Origin of the sequence: Streptomyces sp. NBC_01217, assembly GCF_035994185.1 — a bacterium.
In the GTDB taxonomy this organism is placed as follows: Bacteria; Actinomycetota; Actinomycetes; order Streptomycetales; family Streptomycetaceae; genus Streptomyces.
The window spans coordinates 34,883-57,360 of the sequence record NZ_CP108538.1 but is presented as its reverse complement, the minus strand read 5'-3'; the positions used below and the strand labels follow the sequence as shown (position 1 = coordinate 57,360).

At 67.8% G+C, this 22,478-nt stretch carries 13 protein-coding genes and 4 pseudogenes; 6 read left to right on the top strand and 11 right to left on the bottom strand.

All coding sequences use genetic code 11. The features are described from left to right. Positions 1–97: 97 nt before the first annotated feature. The 4 genes and pseudogenes from OG507_RS00270 to OG507_RS00255 all read right to left on the bottom strand — a co-directional run bounded on the left by OG507_RS00270 (position 98) and on the right by OG507_RS00255 (position 7,177). Positions 98–2,555, bottom strand: a pseudogene (locus OG507_RS00270) (MFS transporter). Between the two features lie 974 nt (positions 2,556–3,529). Next, entirely contained in the window at positions 3,530–4,498 is a 969-nt protein-coding gene (locus OG507_RS00265) for an amidohydrolase family protein (protein WP_327365067.1), read from the bottom strand. Positions 4,499–4,535: 37 nt separating this feature from the next. Beyond that, positions 4,536–6,680: a xanthine dehydrogenase family protein molybdopterin-binding subunit gene (locus OG507_RS00260; RefSeq protein ID WP_327365066.1), complete on the bottom strand. Its 2,145-nt coding sequence runs from the start codon at positions 6,678–6,680 to the stop codon at positions 4,536–4,538. After that, positions 6,677–7,177, bottom strand: a complete 501-nt coding sequence (locus tag OG507_RS00255; protein WP_327365065.1) for a (2Fe-2S)-binding protein — start codon at positions 7,175–7,177, stop codon at positions 6,677–6,679. Before OG507_RS00255 ends, OG507_RS00260 begins: the two co-directional genes overlap by 4 nt. A gap of 650 nt (positions 7,178–7,827) precedes the next feature. On the opposite strand from OG507_RS00255, the gene OG507_RS00250 reads away from it, so the two are divergent. Continuing rightward, the gene (locus OG507_RS00250; RefSeq protein ID WP_327365064.1) at positions 7,828–8,460 is read left to right on the top strand and encodes a TetR/AcrR family transcriptional regulator; all 633 of its coding nucleotides are present in this window, start codon (positions 7,828–7,830) and stop codon (positions 8,458–8,460) included. 335 nt (positions 8,461–8,795) lie between these two features. On the opposite strand, the pseudogene OG507_RS40245 reads toward OG507_RS00250, so the two are convergent. From OG507_RS40245 to wrbA, 5 genes and pseudogenes are all read right to left on the bottom strand, one after another. After that, a pseudogene (locus OG507_RS40245) lies at positions 8,796–9,000 on the bottom strand (hypothetical protein); the annotation flags it as partial. Positions 9,001–9,231: 231 nt separating this feature from the next. Beyond that, a pseudogene (locus tag OG507_RS00245) lies at positions 9,232–9,350 on the bottom strand (transposase); the annotation flags it as partial. Positions 9,351–9,625: 275 nt separating this feature from the next. After that, on the bottom strand, positions 9,626–10,717 hold the full coding sequence (locus OG507_RS00240) for a zinc-binding dehydrogenase (protein WP_327365063.1): 1,092 nt from the start codon (positions 10,715–10,717) through the stop codon (positions 9,626–9,628). A gap of 141 nt (positions 10,718–10,858) precedes the next feature. Further along, on the bottom strand, positions 10,859–11,608 hold the full coding sequence (locus OG507_RS00235) for an SDR family NAD(P)-dependent oxidoreductase (RefSeq protein ID WP_327365062.1): 750 nt from the start codon (positions 11,606–11,608) through the stop codon (positions 10,859–10,861). Between the two features lie 96 nt (positions 11,609–11,704). Next, complete coding sequence (wrbA, locus tag OG507_RS00230; RefSeq protein WP_327365061.1) at positions 11,705–12,325, bottom strand: NAD(P)H:quinone oxidoreductase; 621 nt, start codon at positions 12,323–12,325, stop codon at positions 11,705–11,707. Positions 12,326–13,122: 797 nt separating this feature from the next. Here wrbA and OG507_RS00225 point away from each other — a divergent pair. Further along, positions 13,123–15,537 (top strand): SpoIIE family protein phosphatase, encoded by a 2,415-nt coding sequence (locus OG507_RS00225; protein ID WP_327365060.1) that lies wholly within the window; start codon positions 13,123–13,125, stop codon positions 15,535–15,537. 462 nt (positions 15,538–15,999) lie between these two features. Here OG507_RS00225 and OG507_RS00220 read toward each other — a convergent pair whose 3' ends face one another. Both OG507_RS00220 and OG507_RS00215 read right to left on the bottom strand, forming a co-directional pair. Continuing rightward, positions 16,000–16,908, bottom strand: coding sequence for a TIGR03619 family F420-dependent LLM class oxidoreductase (locus OG507_RS00220; protein ID WP_327365059.1), 909 nt, complete (start codon positions 16,906–16,908; stop codon positions 16,000–16,002). 297 nt (positions 16,909–17,205) lie between these two features. Further along, positions 17,206–18,216 carry a hypothetical protein gene (locus tag OG507_RS00215; protein WP_327365058.1) on the bottom strand — a complete coding sequence of 337 codons (1,011 nt, stop codon included), beginning with the start codon at positions 18,214–18,216 and terminating at the stop codon, positions 17,206–17,208. Positions 18,217–18,591: 375 nt separating this feature from the next. Between OG507_RS00215 and OG507_RS00210 the strand changes: the two genes are divergently transcribed. The 4 genes and pseudogenes from OG507_RS00210 to OG507_RS00195 all read left to right on the top strand — a co-directional run bounded on the left by OG507_RS00210 (position 18,592) and on the right by OG507_RS00195 (position 22,325). Then, positions 18,592–19,779: a CE1758 family FMN-dependent luciferase-like monooxygenase gene (locus OG507_RS00210; protein WP_327365057.1), complete on the top strand. Its 1,188-nt coding sequence runs from the start codon at positions 18,592–18,594 to the stop codon at positions 19,777–19,779. A 2-nt stretch (positions 19,780–19,781) separates the two neighbouring features. Continuing rightward, on the top strand, positions 19,782–20,531 hold the full coding sequence (locus OG507_RS00205) for a CE1759 family FMN reductase (protein ID WP_327365056.1): 750 nt from the start codon (positions 19,782–19,784) through the stop codon (positions 20,529–20,531). A 288-nt stretch (positions 20,532–20,819) separates the two neighbouring features. Further along, positions 20,820–21,777 (top strand): annotated as a pseudogene (locus OG507_RS00200) (ISAzo13 family transposase); the annotation flags it as partial. A 113-nt stretch (positions 21,778–21,890) separates the two neighbouring features. Beyond that, positions 21,891–22,325: a hypothetical protein gene (locus tag OG507_RS00195; protein WP_327365055.1), complete on the top strand. Its 435-nt coding sequence runs from the start codon at positions 21,891–21,893 to the stop codon at positions 22,323–22,325. Positions 22,326–22,478 lie beyond the last annotated feature (153 nt).

Genomic DNA, 22,478 nt, shown 5'->3' with positions numbered 1-22,478 from the left:
TGCCTGTGCTGTCCGGACCAGACCGGGGTGTCCCCCGGGGCAGCCGGTTCGTGCGTCTCCGCAAGCGCGCGAACCGGCCGTTCTCGAGAGGGCCCGCTCACCCCTCGGGGTGGCTGAGCTCCACGTCGACGTCCTTGGCGGTCTCGTCGTCGACCGTGATCGTGGTCGCGACCGGCGGGAAGCCGCTGGCTATGAGCGCGTACTCGCCCGCGTCCAGGTCGCCGAAGGCGTACACGCCGTCGCCGCCGGTCGTGGCGGTGGCCACGACGTTGCCGGCGCCGTCCACGAGGGTGACGCGCGCCTCGGGCAGCGGCAGCCGGGTCGCGCCGCCGAGGACGGTGCCCTGGACGCGGCCGCCGAGCCGCAGTGCGACGTCGACGCGGGTCGGGCCGGTGCCGGCGACCTCGACGGGCAGGGCGGCCAGGCCGGAAGCCGGTGGCGTTGACCGCGAGGGTGAAGTCGCCGGCCGGGAGCTCGGCGAAGCCGAAGCCGCCGTCCTGCCCGGTGCCTCCGCTGGCCAGCACTTCGCCGCGGATGTCGGTGACGGCGACCACGGCGCCGTGGACGGGTATGCCGTCGGCCTCGGAGGTCACGGTGCCGGTGAGGCCGCTGGTGCCGGCCAGGATCACGTTGTGGGGGACCGGTTCCTCGCCGACCACGACTGTGGAGGCCTGCGGCTGGTGGCCGTCGGCCGCCGCGATCAGGACGTACGAGCCGGCGCCGGGCGCGGTGAGCGTGTAGCCGCCGTCGGGGCGGGTGGCGGCCCGGCCGAGCTGCTTGCCGGTGAGGGAGAGCAGGGTGAGCGTGGCGTGTGCGACGCCGGCGCCCTCGGAGTTGCGGACCTGGCCCTGGATGATCCCCCCCTCCGCCGCCGCGTGTTCGGGCGCGGCAGAGACCACGGCCGTGTCCGCCAAGGCTGCGGCGCCGTGCGGTACTGCCTGCGGGGCCGTCCGCTCCTCGGACTCGGAGCCAGCCGTCGTCTGCTGCAAGCCGCTCGCGGTCCTCAGCGGCACCTCCTTGATGAACAGCACCAGCAGCAGCGCCAGAAGAGACAGGGGGGCCGCCACCAGGAACACATCGCCGGCGCCGTGGCCGAATGCGCTCTGCACGACCGTCCGGATCGGCGCCGGCAATGTCGCGAGGTCCGGGATACTGCCGTCGGGCGAGCCGGTGGAGTCCACGCCCAGCGCGGACAGGCCGTCCGTGGTGTAGCGGGTGACCCGGTTCGAGAGCACGGCGCCCAGCGCGGAGACGCCGACCGCGCCGCCGAGGGTGCGGAAGAAGGTGACCATGGAGCTTGCCGCGCCGAGGTCGGCTGGCTGTACCTGGTTCTGCACGGCCAGGACCAGGTTCTGCATCATCATGCCGACGCCCAGGCCAAACAGAGCCATGTACAGCCCGGTCTGCCAGAGCGGAGTGTCATACCGCAGGCTGCCGAGGAGAGCGCTGCCGGCGGTGAGCAGAACAGCGCCGGAGACCAGGATTGCCTTCCAGCGGCCGGTGCGGGTGATGATCAGACCGGAGGCGGTGGAGGAGGCCGACAGACCTGCGATCAGCGGAATGGTGCAGATACCGGCCATGGTCGGCGTCTTGTCGCGCGCAAGCTGGAAGTACTGGCTCAGGAAGATCGTGCCGCCGAACATCGCCACACCCACGAACAGCGAAGCGCCCGAGGTCAGGCTGATCGTCTTGTTGCGGAACAACCGCAGCGGCATGATCGGCTCGCGCGCGCGGGACTCGACCAGCACGAAGATCAGGCCCAGCAGCACCGCGCCGCCGGTCATGACCCAGGTCTGCCAGGAAATCCACTCGTACTTGTCGCCGACGAAGGTGACCCAGGTCAGCAGCAGACTGACGGCTGCGGTGATGAAGCCGGCGCCCGCCCAGTCGACCTTGGCCTGACGCTTGACGACCGGCAGGTGCAGGGTCTTCTGCAGCACGATCAGCGCGATGATCGCGATGGGCACGCCGACGTAGAAGCACCAGCGCCAGCCGAGCCAGCCGGTGTCGACGATGACACCGCCGAGCAGCGGGCCGCCGACGGTGCCGACCGCGAAGGCCGCACCGAGGTAGCCGCTGTACCGGCCGCGCTCCCGCGGCGAGATCATCGCGGCCATGATGACCTGGGTCAGCGCGACCAGACCGCCGACACCGACACCCTGGACAACACGGCAGCCGATCAGCATCCCGGCGTTCTGTGACACGCCCGCGACCAGCGAACCGACCACATAGATCACCAGCGCCAGCTGGACCAGCAGCTTCTTGCTGAACAGGTCGGACAGCTTGCCCCACAGCGGAGTGGTGGCGGTGGTGGCGAGCAGGGATGCGGTGACGACCCACGTGTAGGCGCTCTGACCACCGTGCAGATCGGAGATGATCCTGGGCAGCGCGTTGGAAACGATCGTGGACGACAGGATCGCTACGAACAGGCCGAGGATCAACCCGGTGAGAGCTCTCATGATCTCACTGTGCGACATCGAACTTGAACGACCTGGGGGGGTGCTGGTGCGAGCATGCGACCTGTGCAGACGCGCCGGTGATGTCGTTGTTGCCATCGTCTTCCTTCTTGTGGATTCCTCAGATGTCAGGGCAATCTGCCCAGGTCCGGGTCGGGCGGCTACTGGCAACAGGCGTCGCGATGTCGTAAGACCCGTGGGCGAGGATCGCGCTGCAGCTCAGGAGACCGACCCGGCGGTAACCTCCCAGCGAGTGACAGCCGTCGTGGCCGCCGCCGCATGTCTTGCAACCGGCCGGTCGGCCGCACAGGGCCGACGCGCAGTTGGAGACCGAAGCGCCTACGTTGGTGGGCTCAACCAGCACATGGCTGGAGCATGACCGGAACCGGCCGTCTGACTCCGGGTGCAGCTCCTGTGATGCCCAAGAAGCGCCGATTCCTCCCACCCTTGCCACAGCGTACGTCTCATTGATTTCTGTGAGCAAACAATTGCGGGTAAAGAGTTCTAAACGTGGTAGCCCGTCTCTGGAAAAGCGGGTGCATTTGGCTCTCGTTCACACGCAGTGAGCCCGAAGGAGAGCCAAACTCCATTTGGGTCTTGGGCGGGGGCAGCGAAGTTGAGTGACCCAGGCCACTCAACTTCGCTGCCCCCGCCCAAGGTTCATTGTCACTGGGCATCTGGACAGTGCACGTCATCCGTTGCCTGAGTAGCTGCCGGATCCTGTGGATCGTCGAGGGGCCTCGGCGGTCGCTGAGCCACCGCGACTGCTGTCGTGCGCCGTTGGGCCTGGAGCAACCGCCCACCAGTCTCGTCCGTGGCGATGCAGCCGAGGTTGGGCTCCGAAGGAGCCGGTGACGGTGCCGATCAGGAGATCAGCGCGTCGCACCCCGCGAGCGCATCTGCGTCACTTTGGGTATGGGACTTGTCCATTGGAGATGGCCGAAGACACGACGATCGCTTGACAGCTGGCCGCCGGCGCCCCTGCTCTTGAGGCGCACTGCCATGGTTCCGATGAACGTGGTGCGGCTAACGGGGCCTGCGCAACGAAGGGATCCGCCAGTTGGTGAGCGAGCTCACGCTTGGGGGCGGTTCCCTGAAGGGGTGCGTGCGAGCATGGCGTCGGTCAGGAGTCCTGCACGCTCGGCGTTGCCGCCGTAGACAGCGGCTCGATCCGGTGCGTTCAGACCGCTGGTCTCGATGTCGGACACCGCGCGCTGCAGGGAGCCGCGGTAGGGATAGTCGGAGCCGAGCAGAATGTGCTGCGCTGACATCGTCGCCTCCGCGCAGCTCAGTGCGGGCTGGTGGTAGGAGCAACTGTCCACAAGGCAGCGGTTGCGCAGGTATTCCAGGCAGTCGTACTGTGCGGCGCCGGTGCCGCTCTGATCGATGAGGCGCTGAGCGAGGTAGGGAAGTACCCCTCCCAAGTGGGGGATGATCAGCGTCAGTTCGGGTACGCGGTCGAGCATTCCGGACAGCATCAGCTGCGCCGCCGTCACGGATTCCTGGACAGGCGAGGCGATGCTGCCGAACAGCGTGAACGCCTCGAACGAGGGGTGTGCGGTGAAGTCGTCCATGACCGGGTGCAGCATAAAGGGGAGGTTGTGCTGGGCCATCGCCTGGTAGACCGGCTCGAGGCGAGGCTCGTACAGACTCCAAGGGCGCGTCACGGTGAAGCCGATGACGCCCTTGACCAGAGGGTGTCCTGCTACACGCTCGAGTTCCTCCAGGCTGCCCTCGGTGTCACCGAAAGGAAGTGCGACAAGCGCAGCGAACCGGTCTGAGTGCCGTTCCGCTGCGGCCAGCAGTTCGTCGTTGCAGCGTCGGGCCAGGGCGAGGTAGCCGGCCCGATCGTCCCCCGGCGAGAGTCGGCACGGGTGCGGGATGGACGGCAGGGCGGCATCGATCCCGCTCGCGTCCATCTCGGGCAGCCTGCTGTCGAGCTCGACGCAGGGTTCGGTCAACACCTTGAGGCCGGGGGATTCTTTGGCGACAGCCTCGGTAAGGGCGGGCGGGGAGTAGTGCTGATGTACGTCGATGATCATGCTGGTCCTTTCTCGGAGCTGCCCCGGAAGCGGCCGCTCAGTCGGGCATCGCGGCGACGATCTGCTCCTCGGTGAGCGGCAGCGAACGCACGCGCACGCCGAGGGCGTCGTAGAGGGCGTTGGCGATGGCCGCGGCCGTCGGACCCTGCGCCGTCTCGCCGACACCGAGGGGCGGATTTCCGTCGCCAGGCATCAGTTCGACATCGACCGAGGGGACCTCGGAGAAGCGCAGGATCGGATAGCTCTCCCAGTCCTCGCTGGTGACCGTCATCCGGTCGAAGCGCATGCGTTCCTTCAGCGTCCAGCTGGTGGCCTGAATGGCGCCGCCCTCGATCTGGTTCCGCGCGCCGTCCGGGCTGATGACCAGCCCCGCGTCCACGGCCAGGGTCAGCCGCCGTACCCGGACCTCGCTCACCGCCTCCACCTCGGCGACCACCGCGCAGTATGCGGAGGTGTTCTTGTAGCGGGCGTAGGCGATGCCGTGCCCCAGGGATTCCGACGGCCGCCAGCTGTCCCATGCCGCACGCCGTGCGACGGTCTCGATGAGGGCACGCGCCCGGGGGTCGGTCAGGTGCGCGAGACGGAACTCCACCGGATCCCGTCCTGCCTCCAAGGCGAGTTCGTCCATGAACGACTCAGCCGCGAACACGTTGACGAAGGCGCCGAGCGACCGCAATGAGGAGGTTCGCAGCGGGCTGGGCAGGACCCGGTGGTTGACCGCCTTGCGGTACCCGAAGTCGTAACCGGGGACTGAGTTGCGCCCGGCTGCGCCGCCATGGGTGAGGGGCGCCTCCGGCCCCGACTCGATTTCCTTGCCACCTTCGCGGTGGCTCGCGGCCAGCAATCCGATCGAAGGCGTCATCCCGGGCCGGGTGATGTGACTGTTGCCCCAGATCTCCTGCTCCCAGGCCAGTACCTCTCCGCCGGTGCCGACGTCGGCGGCGACCCTCACCACTGCTGCCGGCCCGAAGGGGGACCAGCCCAGTTCGTCGGCGCGCGACCACACGACCTGTACGGGGCGGCCCGGAACTGCAAGGGCGAGCAGGGCCGCGTCCATGGCGCTGTCGTCCGCACCGTTGTGGCCGTAGCAGCCCGGTCCCTCGACGTGGGAAACGGTGATCTGCTTCTCGCTCATGTCGAGTGCCCGGGCCAGCTCCTGACGCAGGATGTAGACACCCTGACTGTGTGTCCAGACAGCGAGCCGGGCCTCGCCGTCCTCAGTGGTGAGGAGCGCGGTTGCGCTGGAAGGCCCCATTGACGCGTGTGCGATGTACGGGCGGTGGTATGTGGCTTCGTGGGACCGGGTCACCGCGGACGCGGCGGGGCGCTCGCCCTGGTCGGCGAGCAGAGTGGTCTCACGGGGGGCGGTGGTGAGGAACGTCGGCAGGTCGTCCTCGTCCGGGAGCGTCGGCGACTGCTGCCACACCGCGTCCTTGCGCAGGAGCTCCACAGCTCGCAGGGCCACTTCCTCCCGATCCGCGATCACCGCAAGGAAATTCCCGTCGCGCACGGTCGTCACGACCCCGGGCACGGCCAGGGTCGGCTCGGTGTCCACGGTATCCAGCGTGGCGCCCCGTGACGGCGGCCGCACGATCCGGCCGAACAGGAGCCCCGGGAGCACGAGGTCGTGTGCGAACCGGGGCCTGCCGGCCAGTTTGTCCGGCAGGTCGACGCGGGGCGCGTTGGTGCCCACCACCCGGTAGGCCGACTCGGACTTCGGTGCGACCGTCGCGGTAGCGGGCCGGTCGAGCAGTGCGTCGTCAGCCAGCTGCCAGTAGGTCGTGGTCCGCCCGTCAGTCGCGGTGATGCGCCCGTCGTCGACGGTCAGCTGCGTGGCATCGCACTGGAGGAGGGCCGCGGCGCGGTCCAGGTAGACCGCCCGGGCCTCCGCGCACGCGAACTGCAGCGCGGCACCGGAGTGCTGAATGGAAAGGCTGCCCGCCGTGAGCCCCTCGTTGGGGCTGACGCCGGTGGCGGCCGCCGTCATCCGCACCCGGGACACGTCCACGTCCAATTCTTCGGCGGCGATCTGCGCGAGGGCGGTGAGCACTCCCTGGCCGATCTCCACCTTGCCGGATCGGACCTCCACCTGGCCCTCCGGAAGGATGCGCAGCCAGCTGGACAACCAGGGGTTCGCTGCCAGGGACGGGGGCATCGCGGGTGTCGCCGGCGTTGTGGTCATCGGCCGGCCTCCGCTCGCATCTCGGCGGCGGCGATGAGGACCGCTCCCACCAACCGGTTGTGAGCGCCGCACCGGCACAGGTTGCGGTCCAGGGCCTCGCGCACCTCGTCCTCCGACGGATTGTCGTTCTCTTCCAACAGAGCGGCCGCTGCCATCACCACGCCGGAGACGCAATACCCGCATTGCGCCGCCTGTGTCTCCGCGATCGCCCGGGTGACCGGGTGGGACTCGCCAGCGGTACCCAGGCCCTCGATCGTGGTCACCTCTTTGCCGTTGAGCGACCACACCGGGGTGTCGCATGAGAAGGTCGGATGACCGTCGACGAGGACGAAGCAGGCACCGCAGAGACCAAGCCCACACCCGAAGCGGGTGCCCTTGAGGCCCAGATGATTGCGGAGCGCGTAGAGCAGCGGTGTCTCCTCCTCGGTACGCACCTCCCGCTCCTGCCCATTCACCCGAAGGGCGATGGGGACAGGGCCGCCAGCGTTCTGATCCATCACGGCCGCCTCACTTTCTTTCCCTTGCGCGCAGATCCCGCTCTGTACGTACAGCGGGGCCCGTCCGGCCCGGTACAACCGGACCCGGTAAGTGCTACCGCCGTACCGCGAGGTACTGCGACAGCCCGTTAAGTCGAGACCGAACACCCAGTAAAATTAAGGCACCACCTCGACTTTAGTCGAGGAAATCCTCCGCTTGCAAGTTCTGTCCGCGATGCCGAGAGCCGCCCGCTCGACTGCAGGCTTGCCGGTCGCCGGTGGAGGTCGCGGAGCGTTCAACCGAGCCTGGAGTCTCCCGGCGGGTTCCGCGACCGAGGCGGCGTCGTGGATCTCGGGAGCCCGCGTGGTGGACCGCCACGCTGGACGCGGTCCGGCTGGACCCGCGGATGACACCACTGCTCCACTGTGCGACGTGCAGCGGTTCCAGGAATTCGCACCGTCGGAGGAGCAACTACGGCGCCCCACGGACAGCAGCCGCGAACGAGGGGTGCACGCGGCAGACCCGTCGGCACTGTGCAGTTGGGCGTTGGTGTCCCGCAGCCGGCTTCTGGTGCGGCCCGGTGGGCATGGCCGCCGGGGAGGTGGGGGCAGCCCCTGAGCGAGAGGCTACACTCGTCGTCCGCCCGGTCAGGCTACAGACGGAGACTTAAGTGAGTGATGTGTCTCGCAGCGACTCTGCATTCAGGGTGTCGCGGCCGCATCGTGCGGATGCTCTGCGGAATTTCGATGCCCTTTTGGCTGCTGCGAGAGAATCTTTGGCGGAGGGTGGTCCGACAGTCCCTCTAGAGGATATCGCTCAGCGGGCAGGAGTGGCGATCGGAACGCTGTACCGGAACTTCCCCACGCGTCAGCACCTCTACCACGCCGTCTTTGCAGAGGAAGTCGAGCGGCTCTGCGAGTTCGCGGCTCAGGTGGCCGATCTCCCGGCCTGGCCGGCGTTTGAGGCATGGAGTCGCCGTTTCATCGGATACGACGCAACCAAACAGGCCATACAGGGGACGCTGGATCGCAATTCGGAAATTTTCAGGGCTGGACGAGAAGCTCTGCGAGCCGCTGGGGAACCGCTTTTCCGCAGGGCGCAGGAGGCAGGGGCCATCCGTCCGGATGCCCGGTTGGAAGATGCCATTCGCCTTGTTGTCAGCGTGGCGGCGGGATCGTTCGCGGATGACGCGCAACGCGAGCGCGTGCTCTGCCTGGCGTTCGACGGCATCCGGGGAGCGGGGCGAGACGCGGACGGCCCGGAAGACGCTCTGGGATCGCCATCCGGGGCGAACGCGAGGTGAAGGGCCACTTCAAGGTGCCGGACGTGCAGTAGCTCAGCGCGCGGGGACCTCGCCGTCATGTCGCAGTATCGGGATGAGTGAACGCGGCCCGTGTCCGAGCGACTACTGATCCGAACGTGGTTGCCAACCTGCCGCTGGGCCCGACCGGCGGCGGACGGCAGCGCACGGCGAGCGCCATACCCCACTGCCGCATCTACAGACATGTCATGCACTCCGCCGAACCGGACGATGTCACGGCCACATGTGCCACGGCCCCGCCGTTCACGGCTCCCCCGACCGCCTTCTGCCGAGCCTGGTCGCGCAGGCGGGACGATGGCGGAGACCACGCAGCAGACACCGGGCCGCGTCCGCAGCATTCCCCGTTCGATGGTGAACACCATGTTGCACAGGTCCCTGTTCTATAGTGGCCCTCCAGGATCCGCAGGAGATCGTGGAGCCGGGCGCGAGCCCCAGCGGGTCCATGTGCTCGAGTTCCGCCGGCGGCACGGCGTTGAGGACGTCGGACATGACGTCCTCTCCCTGCGCGTCGGGTAGGTAGTCCCGTAGCTGCCGGGTCGCCGATCAGGGCGCGGGAGACCATCGGGGCGGTGTCCGACAGAGGACGCCGTGCACAGCCCGCTCACTGCCGGGCTTCTTCCCTACGGCCTGGACCACCGCATTGCGGATACCGCGCCAATCGCTGCACGGCGGACACGTCGTGTCGGCCGGAGTCTGGCTGCAGGGCACTGCCTTGTTCGACAGCGCCGAGATCCGGAGGAAATGGCGAGGCTAAAGGTCGGGCGAGTAGGCGGGCAGCAGGAACACCGCCAGCCATGCACGCGCTTGGCGATGAACTCGCGTATGGCGTGGGAGACGTGGGTGTTCAGACGGTCCCAGACCAGCACGATGGGCGTCGGCCTCATCCAGCCCCATCACAACGGGCGCACCGAGGGGGTCAACACGCGAACCAAGAGGATCATGCGGCAGATGCACGGCCGAGTTGGCGCTCTCCGCCAACACTTCCTCCTCCAGTGACTACCACGCACCGCTACTACCGATTACAGGACAGAGTCATCCGGTACGCCGTCCCGGAGAAGGCCGACAGCCAGGCCGCCCGCCTGCGCAAAGGGCTCACGCGGCGGACGGCCACCCGGCTTCGGCGAGGAGCGCTACAAGAACCGGGCCATTACGGCACGATCACGGCCTTGAGCGGCTCGCCGCGTCCGACGGAGTCCAACGCGTCCTGCGCCTGCTCGAGGGAGAAGCGGTGGGTGACCATTTCGGCGAGCGGGAACCGCTGGTGGCACATCCGGGTGATCTGGATCGTGTTGTACATGTGCCGCGGCGTCGTGTAGGCCGAGCCGATGACGCTGATGTTGCGGTTGTTGAGGTAGCGCGGCTCGACCGGCGAGGTGCCCGGCGCGGACCAGAGGCCGAGGATGACGTATGTACCGTTGGTGGCGACGAGCGGGAGACCTTCGGTGAACGCGGGGACCCTGCCGGCGGCCTCGATGATGACGTCCGCGCCGCGGCCGTCCGTGATCTCCATGACCGCGGCGGCCCGTTCCTGCTCGGTGGTCTTCGTCACGTCGATGACGGTGGTGGCCCCGAGCTTCTCGGCCATCTCGAGCCGGTTGGCGGGTGCGCCGAGGACCGTGACGCTCCCCGCGCCGGCGAGGTGCGCCAGGAGTGTGGCTGCGAGGCCGACGGGGCCGGAGCCCTGCACGATGACGTTCTGCCCGTACTGGATGCCGCCCAGCCGGTCGAGGGCGTGCAGCGCGGTGGGCATGGCGCAACCGAAGGCGATGAGGGCCTCGGCCGGGACGTCCTGCGGGATCTTGAAGAATGTCATGCCGTCCGGCAGCCAGGCGTACTCCGTGTAGGTCCCCACCGGCGGCTTGTCCCCGTGCTGGTGCAGCTGGTACGTGACCAGGTTGGGGCACATGGACACGTCTTCCAGGACGGTGCAGTAGTAGCAGCGGTAGCACGGCAGCGCCGGCTGCCAGTAGACGAGGTCTCCCACCGCGACGGGCTCTCCGGCGTAGTCGGTGGTGACCTCGGAGCCGAGTTCCTCGATACGGCCGATGGCCTCGTGCCCGAGGACCATCGGGTTGGGCAGCGTGATGTCGCCGGACTGGAGGTGGTGGTCCGTGCCGCAGACGCCGGACATCTCGACCGAGACGATGACGTCACGGCTGGATGCGGACGGGGTGGGGCGCTCCCAGATCTCCAGGGGAGAACCGGGCTTTACCAGTACGGCGCGCTTGACGTTGCGCATGATCTGCGACTCCTTTTCTCTTCTGATGGGTGCCGGGGCCAGGTCGTCCGGCGACGCCGCCGGACGGCCTGGCCCGGGGTGAGACGTTTTCGCGCAGCCTCCGTCGGCCCCAGAGGGGCTGACGGAGGGCCGGTGGATGGGTCAGCGGGCGTAGCCGCCGTCGGCCATGATCGTCTGGCCGGTCACGAAGGCGGCGTCGTCGCTGGTGAGGAAGGCGATGGTGCCGGTGAGGTCTTCGGGAAGGCCGTTGCGCTTGATGGCCTGGGCCTGGGCGGCGGCGTCGCGAGCTTCCTGGGGGTGGACCTGCTGGCTGCCGGGGGTGATGGTCAGGGTCGGGCCGACGGCGTTGACGGTGATGCCGAAGGGCGCGAGGTCGTTGGCCAGGCCGCGGCTGAAGCCGATGTTGCCCATCTTGCTCGCCATGTAGTGCGAGAGGCCGGGGATGTTGGTGACGATGGAGTTGGAGGTCAGGTTGACGATGCGGCCCCAGCCGCCCTTCTTCATGGTCGCCAGTACGGCCTTGACCATGAGGAACTGCGAGTCGAGGTTGACCGCGAGCACGCGCTTCCAGGTGTCGTAGTCCAGGTCCTCGATGTCGCGGAAGGGGAAGATGCCGGCGTTGTTGACCAGGATGTCGGCCCGGCCGAAGCGGTCGGCGACTTCCTGTCCCACGGCCGCGGTCTGCTCCGGGCTGGACACGTCCGCTGTGAGACCGAGTGCGGTGTGGCCCTTGTCGGCGAGCAGGGCGACGGTTTCGTCAGGGCTGGTGAGGTCGACGGCGACAACGGTCGCGCCGCGCGCCCCGAGGTCGACGGCGATGGCCTGGCCGATACCGCGTGCGGCGCCGGTGACGACGGCAACGCGGCCCGTGTGTGTCTGCGGAACTGACATGTCAAAACTCCATGTGTTGTGAACTGATTTGGTTTCGTGCCTCGTTCAGAGGTGCCCGGGGCTCGTGTTGTCCGGGCATCCACGCCCGGGGGACCTTCACGCCGCGCGGCCGGCCTTCATGATCCGGGTGACGTCGGCGATGCGCCGGCCCTGGAAGGTGGCGGCGGCGCGGGCCGTGCTGTCGACGGGGAACTGCGCGTCGGCACCGGTCACGTGCGAGGTGCCGTAGGGGTTGCCGTCGACGAACTTCACGGGGTCGGTGAAGCCGGGGGGCACGATGAACCCGCCGAAGTGGTAGATGGAGTTGTAGAGCGCCAGCAGGGTGGACTCCTGGCCGCCGCGCAGCTGCGCTGTGGAGGTGAAGGCGCTGTACACCTTGTCGGCGAGCAGGCCCTGGGCCCACAGGCCGCCGAGGGTGTCCAGGAACTGCTTGAGCTGGCTGGCGACGTTGCCGAAGCGGGTGGGTGTGCCGAATATGACGGCGTCGGCCCAGGTGATGTCGTCCGGCGTGGCGACCGGGATGTGCTCGGTCGCGGCGGCGTGGTCGGCCCACGGCTGGACGCCCGCGATCACTTCCTTGGGCGCGAGCTCGGCGACGCGCAGCAGACGTACGTTGGCTCCTGCCTCGGACGCACCGGTGGCGATGGTCTCCGCCAGCTGGTGAATGGTGCCGGTGGAGGAGTAGTAGATGACTGCGACGTTGGGTGTGTGGGGCATGGTGGTTCCATTTCGGTGCTGAACGCCTGAGCCCGGGGGCTCCGGCGCGTGGGGGAGGGAGAAGCCAAGTCGGCCGACGGTCCTCCCGGCATGTCGCGCGTACACGACACGGCGACCGGCCGGACTGAAATGCCGTAGAAGTGCGTGCGCAAGCAATTAAATATCAGGTGGGGCGTTTGCGCCATGGGACGAACGACCTACTACTCGAGCTGTAGGCGCTTATCGCCGTGGCCGCGCCGGCGGTGCCGCGGCCTCGGGCGCTGGGACGAGCGCGGCAACCAGGACTCTTGCCCTGACCGCGGCGTTCCCGCGGGCCACTCTCGAGCGGCTGCGCAAAATCAATGGCCTACGACCCGGACAACGTCTCTCCAGGCTTCACCATCCCGCTGGCCACGCAAGGGCGACCCCCACACCGCGGCGGCGCACCGGCACCCCCGGGCCGGCCGGCCGCAGGACGTGAGCACCGCCTCTCGCATCCGGAGGCGGCGCGGCTGCGACGCGCGGGCGAAGGGAGGGCCTGCGATGAGCGAAGCGGGGCCGGCGGCCGACGCGCACCACCCGGAGGGCGTGGCACTCGGCCCACCGGGGACGCTGGGCGGAACTGCGCAGCTGCTGTCTGGACCGCCAGTCGTGGCAACCCCGGGCTTGCCGGGGGACGGTACCGGGCGCACCGCAAGAGATCTGACTAGGCTGAACATGAGACGCGCCGGTGGGCGGCCTTCAACGCGAACCAACCGGCGGCGACCTGCAGTGACATTGAGCCCTCAAGTATCACTATGTGTGACAGGACTGAGGAAATGGGCAAGTCTCCGGCGAGCCGTCTCGCGCCTGGCGATGAGAAGATCGCCGGCTTCGTTCTCGACGACCATGGTCTTGTCTCGGCATGGAGCGCCGGAGCTGAGGCGCTCTTCGGTTACAGCTCGTTCGACGTCGTCGGACAGCCGGCAGCCGTGCTGTGGCCGGAGGTATTCGCGGAACCGACTTCGGGGAACGCCTCTGGGCCGACGCTGGGGTCTGCTCCGGCCCTCCGTGCTGTGCTCACCGGCCGGGACGGACGCCCCGCCGATGTTGTTCTGCACACGTCGCGGTTGCTCGAGCCCGGAGGGCCCGGGATCGAGGGCACCGTTGTCATCGCGGTGCCCGCGCCCCCCTCGCCCGTTGCGGAGGGCCAGGCGATCTTGGAGGCGCTCTTCACTCAAGCGCCGGTCGGTATCGCCGTCTACGACCGGGACCTGCGCTTTGTGCGGGTCAATGCCGCCCTGGAGCACATCCACGGTTTTCCCGAGGAGCGGGCGCTCGGTCGTTCCATCCGCGATGTTCTTCCGGGGCTCGATGCCGCGGCGGTCGAGTCCCGGCTCAAGAAGGTCCTGGAGACGGGCCGGCCGGTCGTCAATGCCGTTCATCGCGGGCGCACCCCCGCAGATCCGGAGCGGGACCATGTGTGGAATGTGTCCTCCGTGGTCCTGACGGGACCGGACGACAGCGTTCTCGGTGTGACCGACTTGATCATTGACATCACCGACCGGTACCAGGCTCGTGAGCGTCTGTCGCTCATCGGCGAGGCCGCCGTTCGTATCGGCACGACGCTTGACGTGCCGCGCACGGCGGACGAACTCGTGGACATGCTCGTTCCGCGCTTTGCCGACATTGCGGTGATAGACCTCTTGGACAGCGTCATGGCGGGGGCAGAGCCGGAGCCGATGCGCATTGGCCCGGTCGGGGTGCGTCTCGCTGCGCGCAGGGCCACCAACCCCGTCGTCTTCGAGGGGTTCGCGCAGCGGGGGGAGCTGCACGATTTTCCCCCTGACTCGCCTCATGTGCAAAGCCTCATGGACGGGCAACCGAGGCTGATTCCGGTCGTCGACCCTGATGCCGACTGGATGCAGCATTCTGCTGACCAGCGGATCCGGGCCGTCCACAGACACGAGATCGGCTCCTTGATTCTCGTACCTCTGCGTGCCAGGGAGGCGACCTTGGGTTTCGTCCATATGTATCGGGGGCATGCGAAGCCCTTCGAGGCGGATGATCTTGTTCTTGCTCAGGAGATCGTCGCGCGCGCCGCTGTGTGCGTGGACAATGCGCGCCGATACACGAACGAGCACCGAGCGGCCCTCACCCTCCATGCGAGCATGTTGCCGCGCAGCGTCGCCGATCAGAGCGCGGTCGAGGTGGCGCACCACTACCGCCCGTCGCGCGTGCACGCGGGAGCCGGTGGCGACTGGTTCGATGTGATTCCCCTCTCGGGTGCGCGGGTGGCCCTGGTCGTGGGCTCGGTGCCGGGCAAGGGGTTCCAGGCGGCCGCGTGCATGGGGCACATCTGCTCCGCGATCCGCACGCTGGCGCAGGTGGAACTCACTCCGGACGAGTTGCTGGGCCAGATCGACGACATGGTGCCGCGGCTCCTCGAGCGCGAACACGCCACCGGATCCGCAGCCGTGGTGGAGGCGTTGAAGGGCTCGACCTGCCTGTACGCCGTCTACGACCCCATCTCACGACACTGCGTGATGGCGAGCGCCGGTCATCCTCCGCCCGCCATCGTCGGCCGGGATGGGGAGGCGGTGTTTCCCGAGCTGCCGATCAACGCTCCGCTCGGTCTGGGAGACCCGGTGTTCGAGCCATTGGAGGTGGAACTCGACGAGGGCAGCACCCTGGTGCTCTGCAGTCAGCGCCTCCCGTACCCCGCCGACACGGCCGACGGGCTCGCGTCCCGGCTCGGCACGGTCATCGCCAGCCGTAGCCGGCCACTCGACGACACGTGCAGAGCCATCACCGACCTGGTCGCTTCCGGCCTCACAAAGGAAGACGGCTTGGCAGTGCTCCTCGCCCGGACTCGCACACTCGACCCCGAGAAGGTGGCCGTATGGACGGTGCCGCCGGTACCCGAGGCCGTTGGCGACATGCGCCCACTCGTACTGCAGAAACTTCAGCAGTGGGGGCTGGAGCACCTGGCCTTCGCCTCCGAGCTCATCGTCAGTGAGCTCGTCACCAATGCCATCCGCCACGGCCGTGATCCGATACAACTCCGGTTGGTCCTCGACCGGACACTGATCTGCGAGGTCAGCGACGCGGCAAACAGCTCGCCGCACATCCGCCGAGCAGCCACCACCGACGAAGGAGGACGCGGGCTCTTCCTCGTCGCCCAATGCTGCCATCGCTGGGGAACCCGCTACGCCCCACTGGGCAAGACCATTTGGGCCGAACAGATCCTGTGAGCTGAGCGCTCGCGGCGGTCGGGCCAAGTTCGTGGCGCTGGTGAGGGCGTTGCTATCCACCACAAGTTCATGATCAAGGACGGCTACCCCGTGTCACCGCCGACTACGGGCCAGACCCGTTCTTTGAGCCCTGTCTCACATCCGGTGGTAACAGCCAGTGAGGCCGAATGCGCAGAGTAACAACTGCAGGTCGGCCCGCAACGTGACGCTGCCAAAGCCTCGCGGAGCAGCTTCAGGCTGGAAGCCGGCAAGGGCCGGGAGGGTCCCGTCGATCCGCAGCAGAGTACTTCGGGACGGTCTTCAGCGACATGACATTTCGTTACCATCGGATATGAGACAGAGCCGTTCTTTTTACAACCCCGTCTTCGGCGAGAGGGTCTGTCCGTGCGGTCCCGGTCCCTCGGGAAACCCGGAGGGGCGCGCTGTGGCTGTTTCCTTGCGGGGCATGGGCACGACTCAGGATCAGCCGCGTCCGATGAGTGTCATCATCCGCGTGACCAGTTCCAGTGAGGCGTCGATGTGGGGCAGGGACATGGATTCCACCATGAAATGCTGGATGCCGGTGCGTTCGGCAAGGGACTTGATCGCGTCGGCGACCTGGGTGAGCGGGGTCCCTTCGACGATGTTGACGCGCATGATCGTGTCGATCTGCGATGGGTCGCGTCCTGCCGCTGTGGCGAACCCGTCGATGACCGCACGCTGTGCGAGTACGACGTCAGCGTCCACGAAGACAGGAACTATGGACGCCGGCAGCCAGCCGTCGGCGCGCTCTCCGATGCGCTTGAGCGCGGCACTGGCCCCGGTCGGTGCGCCAATGTAGAAGGGAGGACGGGGCCTCTGCACGGGTTTCAGCGGAGAGTGCTGCAGCGGAAGGTCCAGGTGCCGGCCGTGGTATTCCACTGGGTCCTCGGTCCAGAGCAGCTCCAGCGCATCGAGCATCTCGTTGGTCCGGGCGCCGCGCTTGCTGAAGTCCAGGTTCGCTGCCGTGAACTCCTCGGGTGACCAGCCGACACCGAAGCCCGGAATGAGGCGTCCTCCACTGATGAGATCGATCGTGGTAAGGCTGCGTGCCAACTGCACGGGTGCGTAGATGGGAGCGATCAAAACGTTGGTGCCCAGCTGTACCCGCTCGGTCGTCGCAGCTGCAACGCCGAGCAGCACAAATGGGTCCGCGGCAGTCCGGTACTCCACTGGAATCGTGGTGTCACCCGCACCGCCGATTCCGATTGTGGGATTGACTGCCGCGAAGTTCCGATCCCCTACCCACAGGCTTGCCGCGCCCGCCTTCTCCGCTTCTCGGGCGAAATCGGCTGTCTGGGAGACCTGATGGGCCACATGGTTCAGGTACGGAAGTGCAAAACCAATCTTCATGACGACCTTCGTTCACTGCAGAGAGATGACTGCTTCAACGGATACATATGCCCTGATCTGCGGATCCCGTAGACCCCGTGAGGGGCGTGCCCGGCAAGCGTTCGGGCCGCCGTGAGGTGCGGACTGCCAACAAGGGTGCCGTGAGAACTCAAACTGCTTGCGTCCGCACGTGTGATGCTTGCGCCCCAGCCTGGCGCGCCCAGCTGCACGTGGGAGCGAAGAGGCCACTCGCTTCGGCTTGCAGCTGGGCGGATGGGGCCGGCTCCCGTGGGGAGCCGGCCCGGCGCGGGGTGGGGGTCAGCCGAGGATCGTGGCGGCCTGGACCTGGCCGATGGCCGTTTCCTGCCACAGGGCGCTGTCCCAGGTGGACGTCATGCGGGTGATCAGGCCGTTCGTGCCAAGTTCGAGCGCGGTGGCTCCCAGCGGCAGTGGGGTGCGGCTGATCCACTCGAAGGCGCCGCCCTGGGCGCTGCCGACAGTGTGTCGCAGGGTGACGTTCCGACCGTAGGGGAGGGTCGCCAGGGTGTGGCTGAGGAACTCCTCGGCCCGGCCCCGGCCGATCACCTGGGTGTGCAGGGCCATGTCCTCGAGGACGACGTCCGGGTCCAGGAGCATGGCGGTCTTGGCCGCGTCCCCGGCTGCCAGCGCGGCTACCAGTTTGCTGACGACCGCCCGGAGGGCCGGAGCGGCGGTCTGGCCGACCGTCTTCTCTCCGAAGTCGGTGGGGAACTGGTCGACGGGGACGCGCATGTCGTCGACGCCCTTGACGGTGAGGGAGCGTCCGTCCCAGTGGTCGACCCAGCGGACGACCTTGCCGTGGTGGAAGTTGATGGTGCCGATGGCTCGCAGTTCGCGGCCGAACAGTTCCGGTGAGTCGGTGAAGAAGACCACGGCGCTGTTGTCGTCGCCGACGATGCGGGTCGGGTAGGCCATGGCGGAGTCGGGCCAGGTCGGCATGAGCTGGGCGAAGAGGTCGTACAGGTGCTGCCAGTCGGGGAAGGCCCAGCCGACGGTGGCGTCGGTGTAGACGATCGATGTGCGTGAGAAGTGCGCCATCAGGCGGTCGACGTCGGTTCCGGACTTGGCCTCGAAGTAGGAGGTGAAGAAGTCCGCCAGCCAGGGTGTGGCCCGGCTGACGTCGACGTCGTGTCCCATCACCTTGATCGTGCGGGGAGGCCGGTAGGCGGTCTTGGGGGTCGCGGCGGCAGAGCCGACGCCGATGCCCGTCATGGCCGTGGCGGCCAGCATCCCGCCGAGCAGCGTTCGACGGCCCGGACTGGCGGAGCCTTCAAGGGAGGAGAACTTCATCGATTACTCCAGTGATCGTCCCTGCGGCAAAGTGCCGTCGGCTCCTGAGGCCGGGGCGCGCGGTGAAGCACCCGCCGCCGCGGGGGTCTTGATCGCGACAGTAATAGAAGATGCGTACGCAAGCAACATTTGCGGGGTATATTTGCTCGCGCCGCACCTTGCATGACTCGGCGGTCCCGCTGAACGCCCAGCCGGCGTCTCCCTGGATGGCAGGATTACCGGTTCGCCCGATACGGCCCGGCTGTGCCGGCAGGACAAGTTCTCTGGCGGCCATACCGCGAGATGGGCGAGAACGGGGCCGTCGCATCGCCGCCCCGTCCAGGTCCGCGTAATCGTCGTACGGCGACCTCACGCGCTCAGAAAGGCAGCACAACGATGGAATTCGGAATATTCTCGGTCAGCGACGTGACCCGTGACCCCGTCACGGGCTACACCCCGAGCGAGGCGGAGCGCATCGACGCGATCGTGCGTATCGCCAAGCGCGCGGACGAGGTGGGTCTGGATGTCTTCGCCATCGGCGAGCACCACAACCCGCCGTTCTTCTCGTCCACCCCGACCACGCTCCTCGGCCACATCGCGGCCATCACGGAGCGGATCACGCTGAGCACCTCCGTGACCTTGATCACGACCAATGACCCGGTGCGGATCGCCGAGGAGTACGCGATGCTCCAGCACCTGGCCAAGGGGCGGGTCGACCTGATGGTCGGCCGGGGTAACACCGTCCAGGTCTACCCGTGGTTCGGTCAGGACATCCGCAAGGGGGTCCACCTCGCCTTGGAGAACTACAACCTGCTGCACCGGCTCTGGCGGGAGGACGTGGTCGACTGGGAGGGCGAGTCCCGCTCCGCGCTGCAGGGTTTCACGTCCACCCCGCGTCCGCTCGACGACGTTCCGCCGTTCGTGTGGCACGGATCCATCCGCACCCCCGAGATCGCCGAGCAGGCCGCCTTCTACGGCAACGGCTTCTTCGCCAACAACGTCCTGGCGCCCTACGGGCACTTCGACCAGCTCATCTCCTTCTACCGCGACCGCTTCGCCCACTATGGGCACGGCACGCCCGAACAGGCGATCGTCGGCCTCGGCGGTCATGCCTTCATCGCCAGGAAGTCACAGGACGCGGTCAACCGGTTCCGCCCCTACTTCGAGGCCTTCCCGCTGTTCAGCGGCAACTCCCTCGACGACTACATGGAGGCTACGCCGCTGTCGGTGGGCAGCCCCCAGTTGGTCATCGACAAGACCATGGACTTCCGGCAGCGCTACGGCGACTACCAGCGCCAGCTGTGGAACATCGACCTCCTGGGACTGCCCGTCGAAGCCGCCCTTGAGCAGGTCGAACTCCTCGGCACCGAGGTCGTCCCCGTGCTCCGCAAGGAGATGGCGGCCACTCGGGCGCCCGGTGTCCCCGAGACGCCGACCCACGCGAGCCTGGTCAAGGCGAAGTACGGCGACGCCGAGCCCCGCCAGCCGCGCCCGAACCCCAACCGCGGCGACAACGTGACCGGCACCTCGCCGTACGAGGACAGCACCCCGGCGTTCGCCGCCCGCTACCCCGAGATCGGCTGACCATGACCGACGACACGGCACACCCTCAGGCCGATCGGGAGCAGCCGGCCCATCCATCGCTCTCTCTCGTGGTCGTCAGCGGCGGGACCGGCAATCCCTCGTCGTCCCGGTTGCTGGCCGACCGCATAGCGCAGAAGACCGCTGACCTGCTCCGCATACAAGGCCGCGCCCTTACGATCCAGGTCATCGAACTTGCCCCCATCGCCGTGGACATCGCGCAGGCCATCGTCTCCGGCTTCCCCGGCGAACGGCTCCTGGCGACGATCCGGCAGCTCGCCGCCGCGGACGGCGTGATCGCATCCTCGCCGGTCTACACCGCCGGCATCAGCGGACTGTTCAAGTCGTTCTTCGACGTGCTCGACAACGACCTGATCGTCGCCAAACCCCTGCTGCTGGCCGCGACGGCCGGAAGTGCCCGCCACGCACTGGTCGTCGACGACCACATGCGCCCTATGCTCGCATTCATGCGCACACTGACAGTACCCACCTCGGTCTTCGCCGCACCGGAGGACTGGGGCGACTCGGCCCTCGGCGCGCGCATCGGCCGCGCGGCCACCGAACTCGCGGTGTTGATGAGCTCGGGCGTCGGCGCCGCGATCGCCGACAACGCCTGGTCCAGCTACCAGCATCACTTCGGCGGGAACGCGACACGCACGGAGCAGACTGCGGCGGACGTCGACTTCGACTCCCCGCTGATGAGACTCGCCGCCGGCGGCGCCCCGCCCCCTCAAAGTGACCAGTCGGCTACCTGACCTCAGGGCACCGCTGACCTACGCGGTGAACGGCAACGGCAACCTCGCTCCCAACGGAGCGGGGGTGCCACTGTTCCAGCCCGCGAGGCGGCATCAATCGGGGCCGGAGGTCCAGGAGCGGGGAACGCATAGTTCCCCGCTCCACTGCGGCGTGGCCGCGCTGACCGGCGCCGAGCAGCTCGCCGGCGAAGTGGCCGCCCTGCTGCCGCCTGGGGGCTTGCAATTGAATAACTGTCAGTTTTGATCTGAAGCATCGTCATCGTCAGGGTGCCGGTGGGAGGCTGCGGCATGGCTACGCATCCCCACCCCCGTACAGCGGCCGAAGCCCTGCAGACAAAGTTCGACCAGATCCTGCCGCACCTTGATGAGCGCCGTCGTCGGCTCTATCTGGCCAGCGAGGCCACCGCGATCGGCCACGGCGGCATCACTCTGGTGGCGGCGGCCTCCGGTACCAGCACCGCCACCATCGCACGCGGCATCGCCGAGCTGGCCGGGCAGCCTGCACCGACCCGTCGGATCCGGGTTCCGGGAGGCGGCCGCAAGCCTTTGACGACCACCGATTCCGGTCTACTGCCGGCACTCGAGGCGTTGATCGAGCCGCACACTCGCGGCGACCCCGTCTACCCGCTGCGCTGGACCACGCTGTCGCTGCGCGCCTTGGCATCGTCGTTGACCGACCAGGGCCACCCGGTCAGCGCCACGACCGTCGGGCACCTGCTGCACACCCTGGGCTACAGCCTGCAGGGCACCGCGAAGACCCACGAGGGCGTCGGCCATCCGGACCGCGATGCCCAGTTCGCCCACCTGAACCGCACCGCCGCCGCCTTCCTCAACGACAACCAGCCGGTGATCAGTATCGACACCAAGACCAAAGAGGCTCGGCGACCGCGACCGGTCCGGCCGCACCTGACGACCGGGCGGAAACCCGATCAAAGCGGACTGCCATACCTTCATCACCAGCGACCAGCCGGTAGTCATCCCCTTCGGGATCTACGACATTGCCCACAACAGCGGCTGGGGCAACATCGGAACCGATCATGACACCTCCGAGTTCGCGGTGGAGTCCATCCGCCGCTGGTGGCAGCACGGCGGACAAGCTGACCACCCGGACGCCACCCGGCTGCTGATCACCGCCGACTCCGGCGGCTCCAACGATCCCCGCCGCTGGACATGGAAGTAGCATCTGCACGCCTTCGCGCAGGAGAGTGGGCTCGAGATCACGGTCTGCCACTTCCCACCTGGCACACAATGCCGTTGTTTGACTACTGAACTATCGTCGCCTGCAGTGTGATGGTCCTGGCGGGTGCGTGGCGTGGTGGGGCTTTCGGTTTGTCCTTCGGCCGGTAGGAGTACAGCGAGTTGCCGTTTCAGGAAGCGGTCTGCCTCTCGCAGTCGGCAGGTGCCACTGTCGAGTTTCCGGCGGACCTTGGCCGCCAGCGCGGTCAGGAACCGGCGGATCTTCGACGGGGTGTCGGCGAGCTGGCGGACCACGCTGCGTCGGGTGTGCTTGAGGACCTTGACGAACGAGATGCGGTCCGGGTCGATGCCGTTGCTGTCAGCGAGTTGCATGATGATGCCGGTCAGGCAGTGGTGCACGACCAGGTGCGCCCACACTTCCTGGCTTACCAGCTGCGGGTCGGTGGATCGCAGAACTTCCTGCCGGCCCCGCTGGAAGGTCTTGATCTGCCGATAGGCCGATTCCACCTGTCGGGTAGGTGCGGCGCATTGCTGCGCCGTACCCCCCTCAGAACCGGACGGGCGGCGTTGACCGTATCCGGCTCAAGCAGGCCCTGAAGGCCCACGGGCAGCCAGATTTGCCGGTCCACGGCTACCGCGCCAGCGGTGGCAGTGGACGTGAATCAGTCGGAAGGCGACACGATCGTCCGGCTGACCTGCGTCCGGGATGAGGGTGAGCGCGTTGCCGCGCACCGCCGTCCGGGTCGCCCG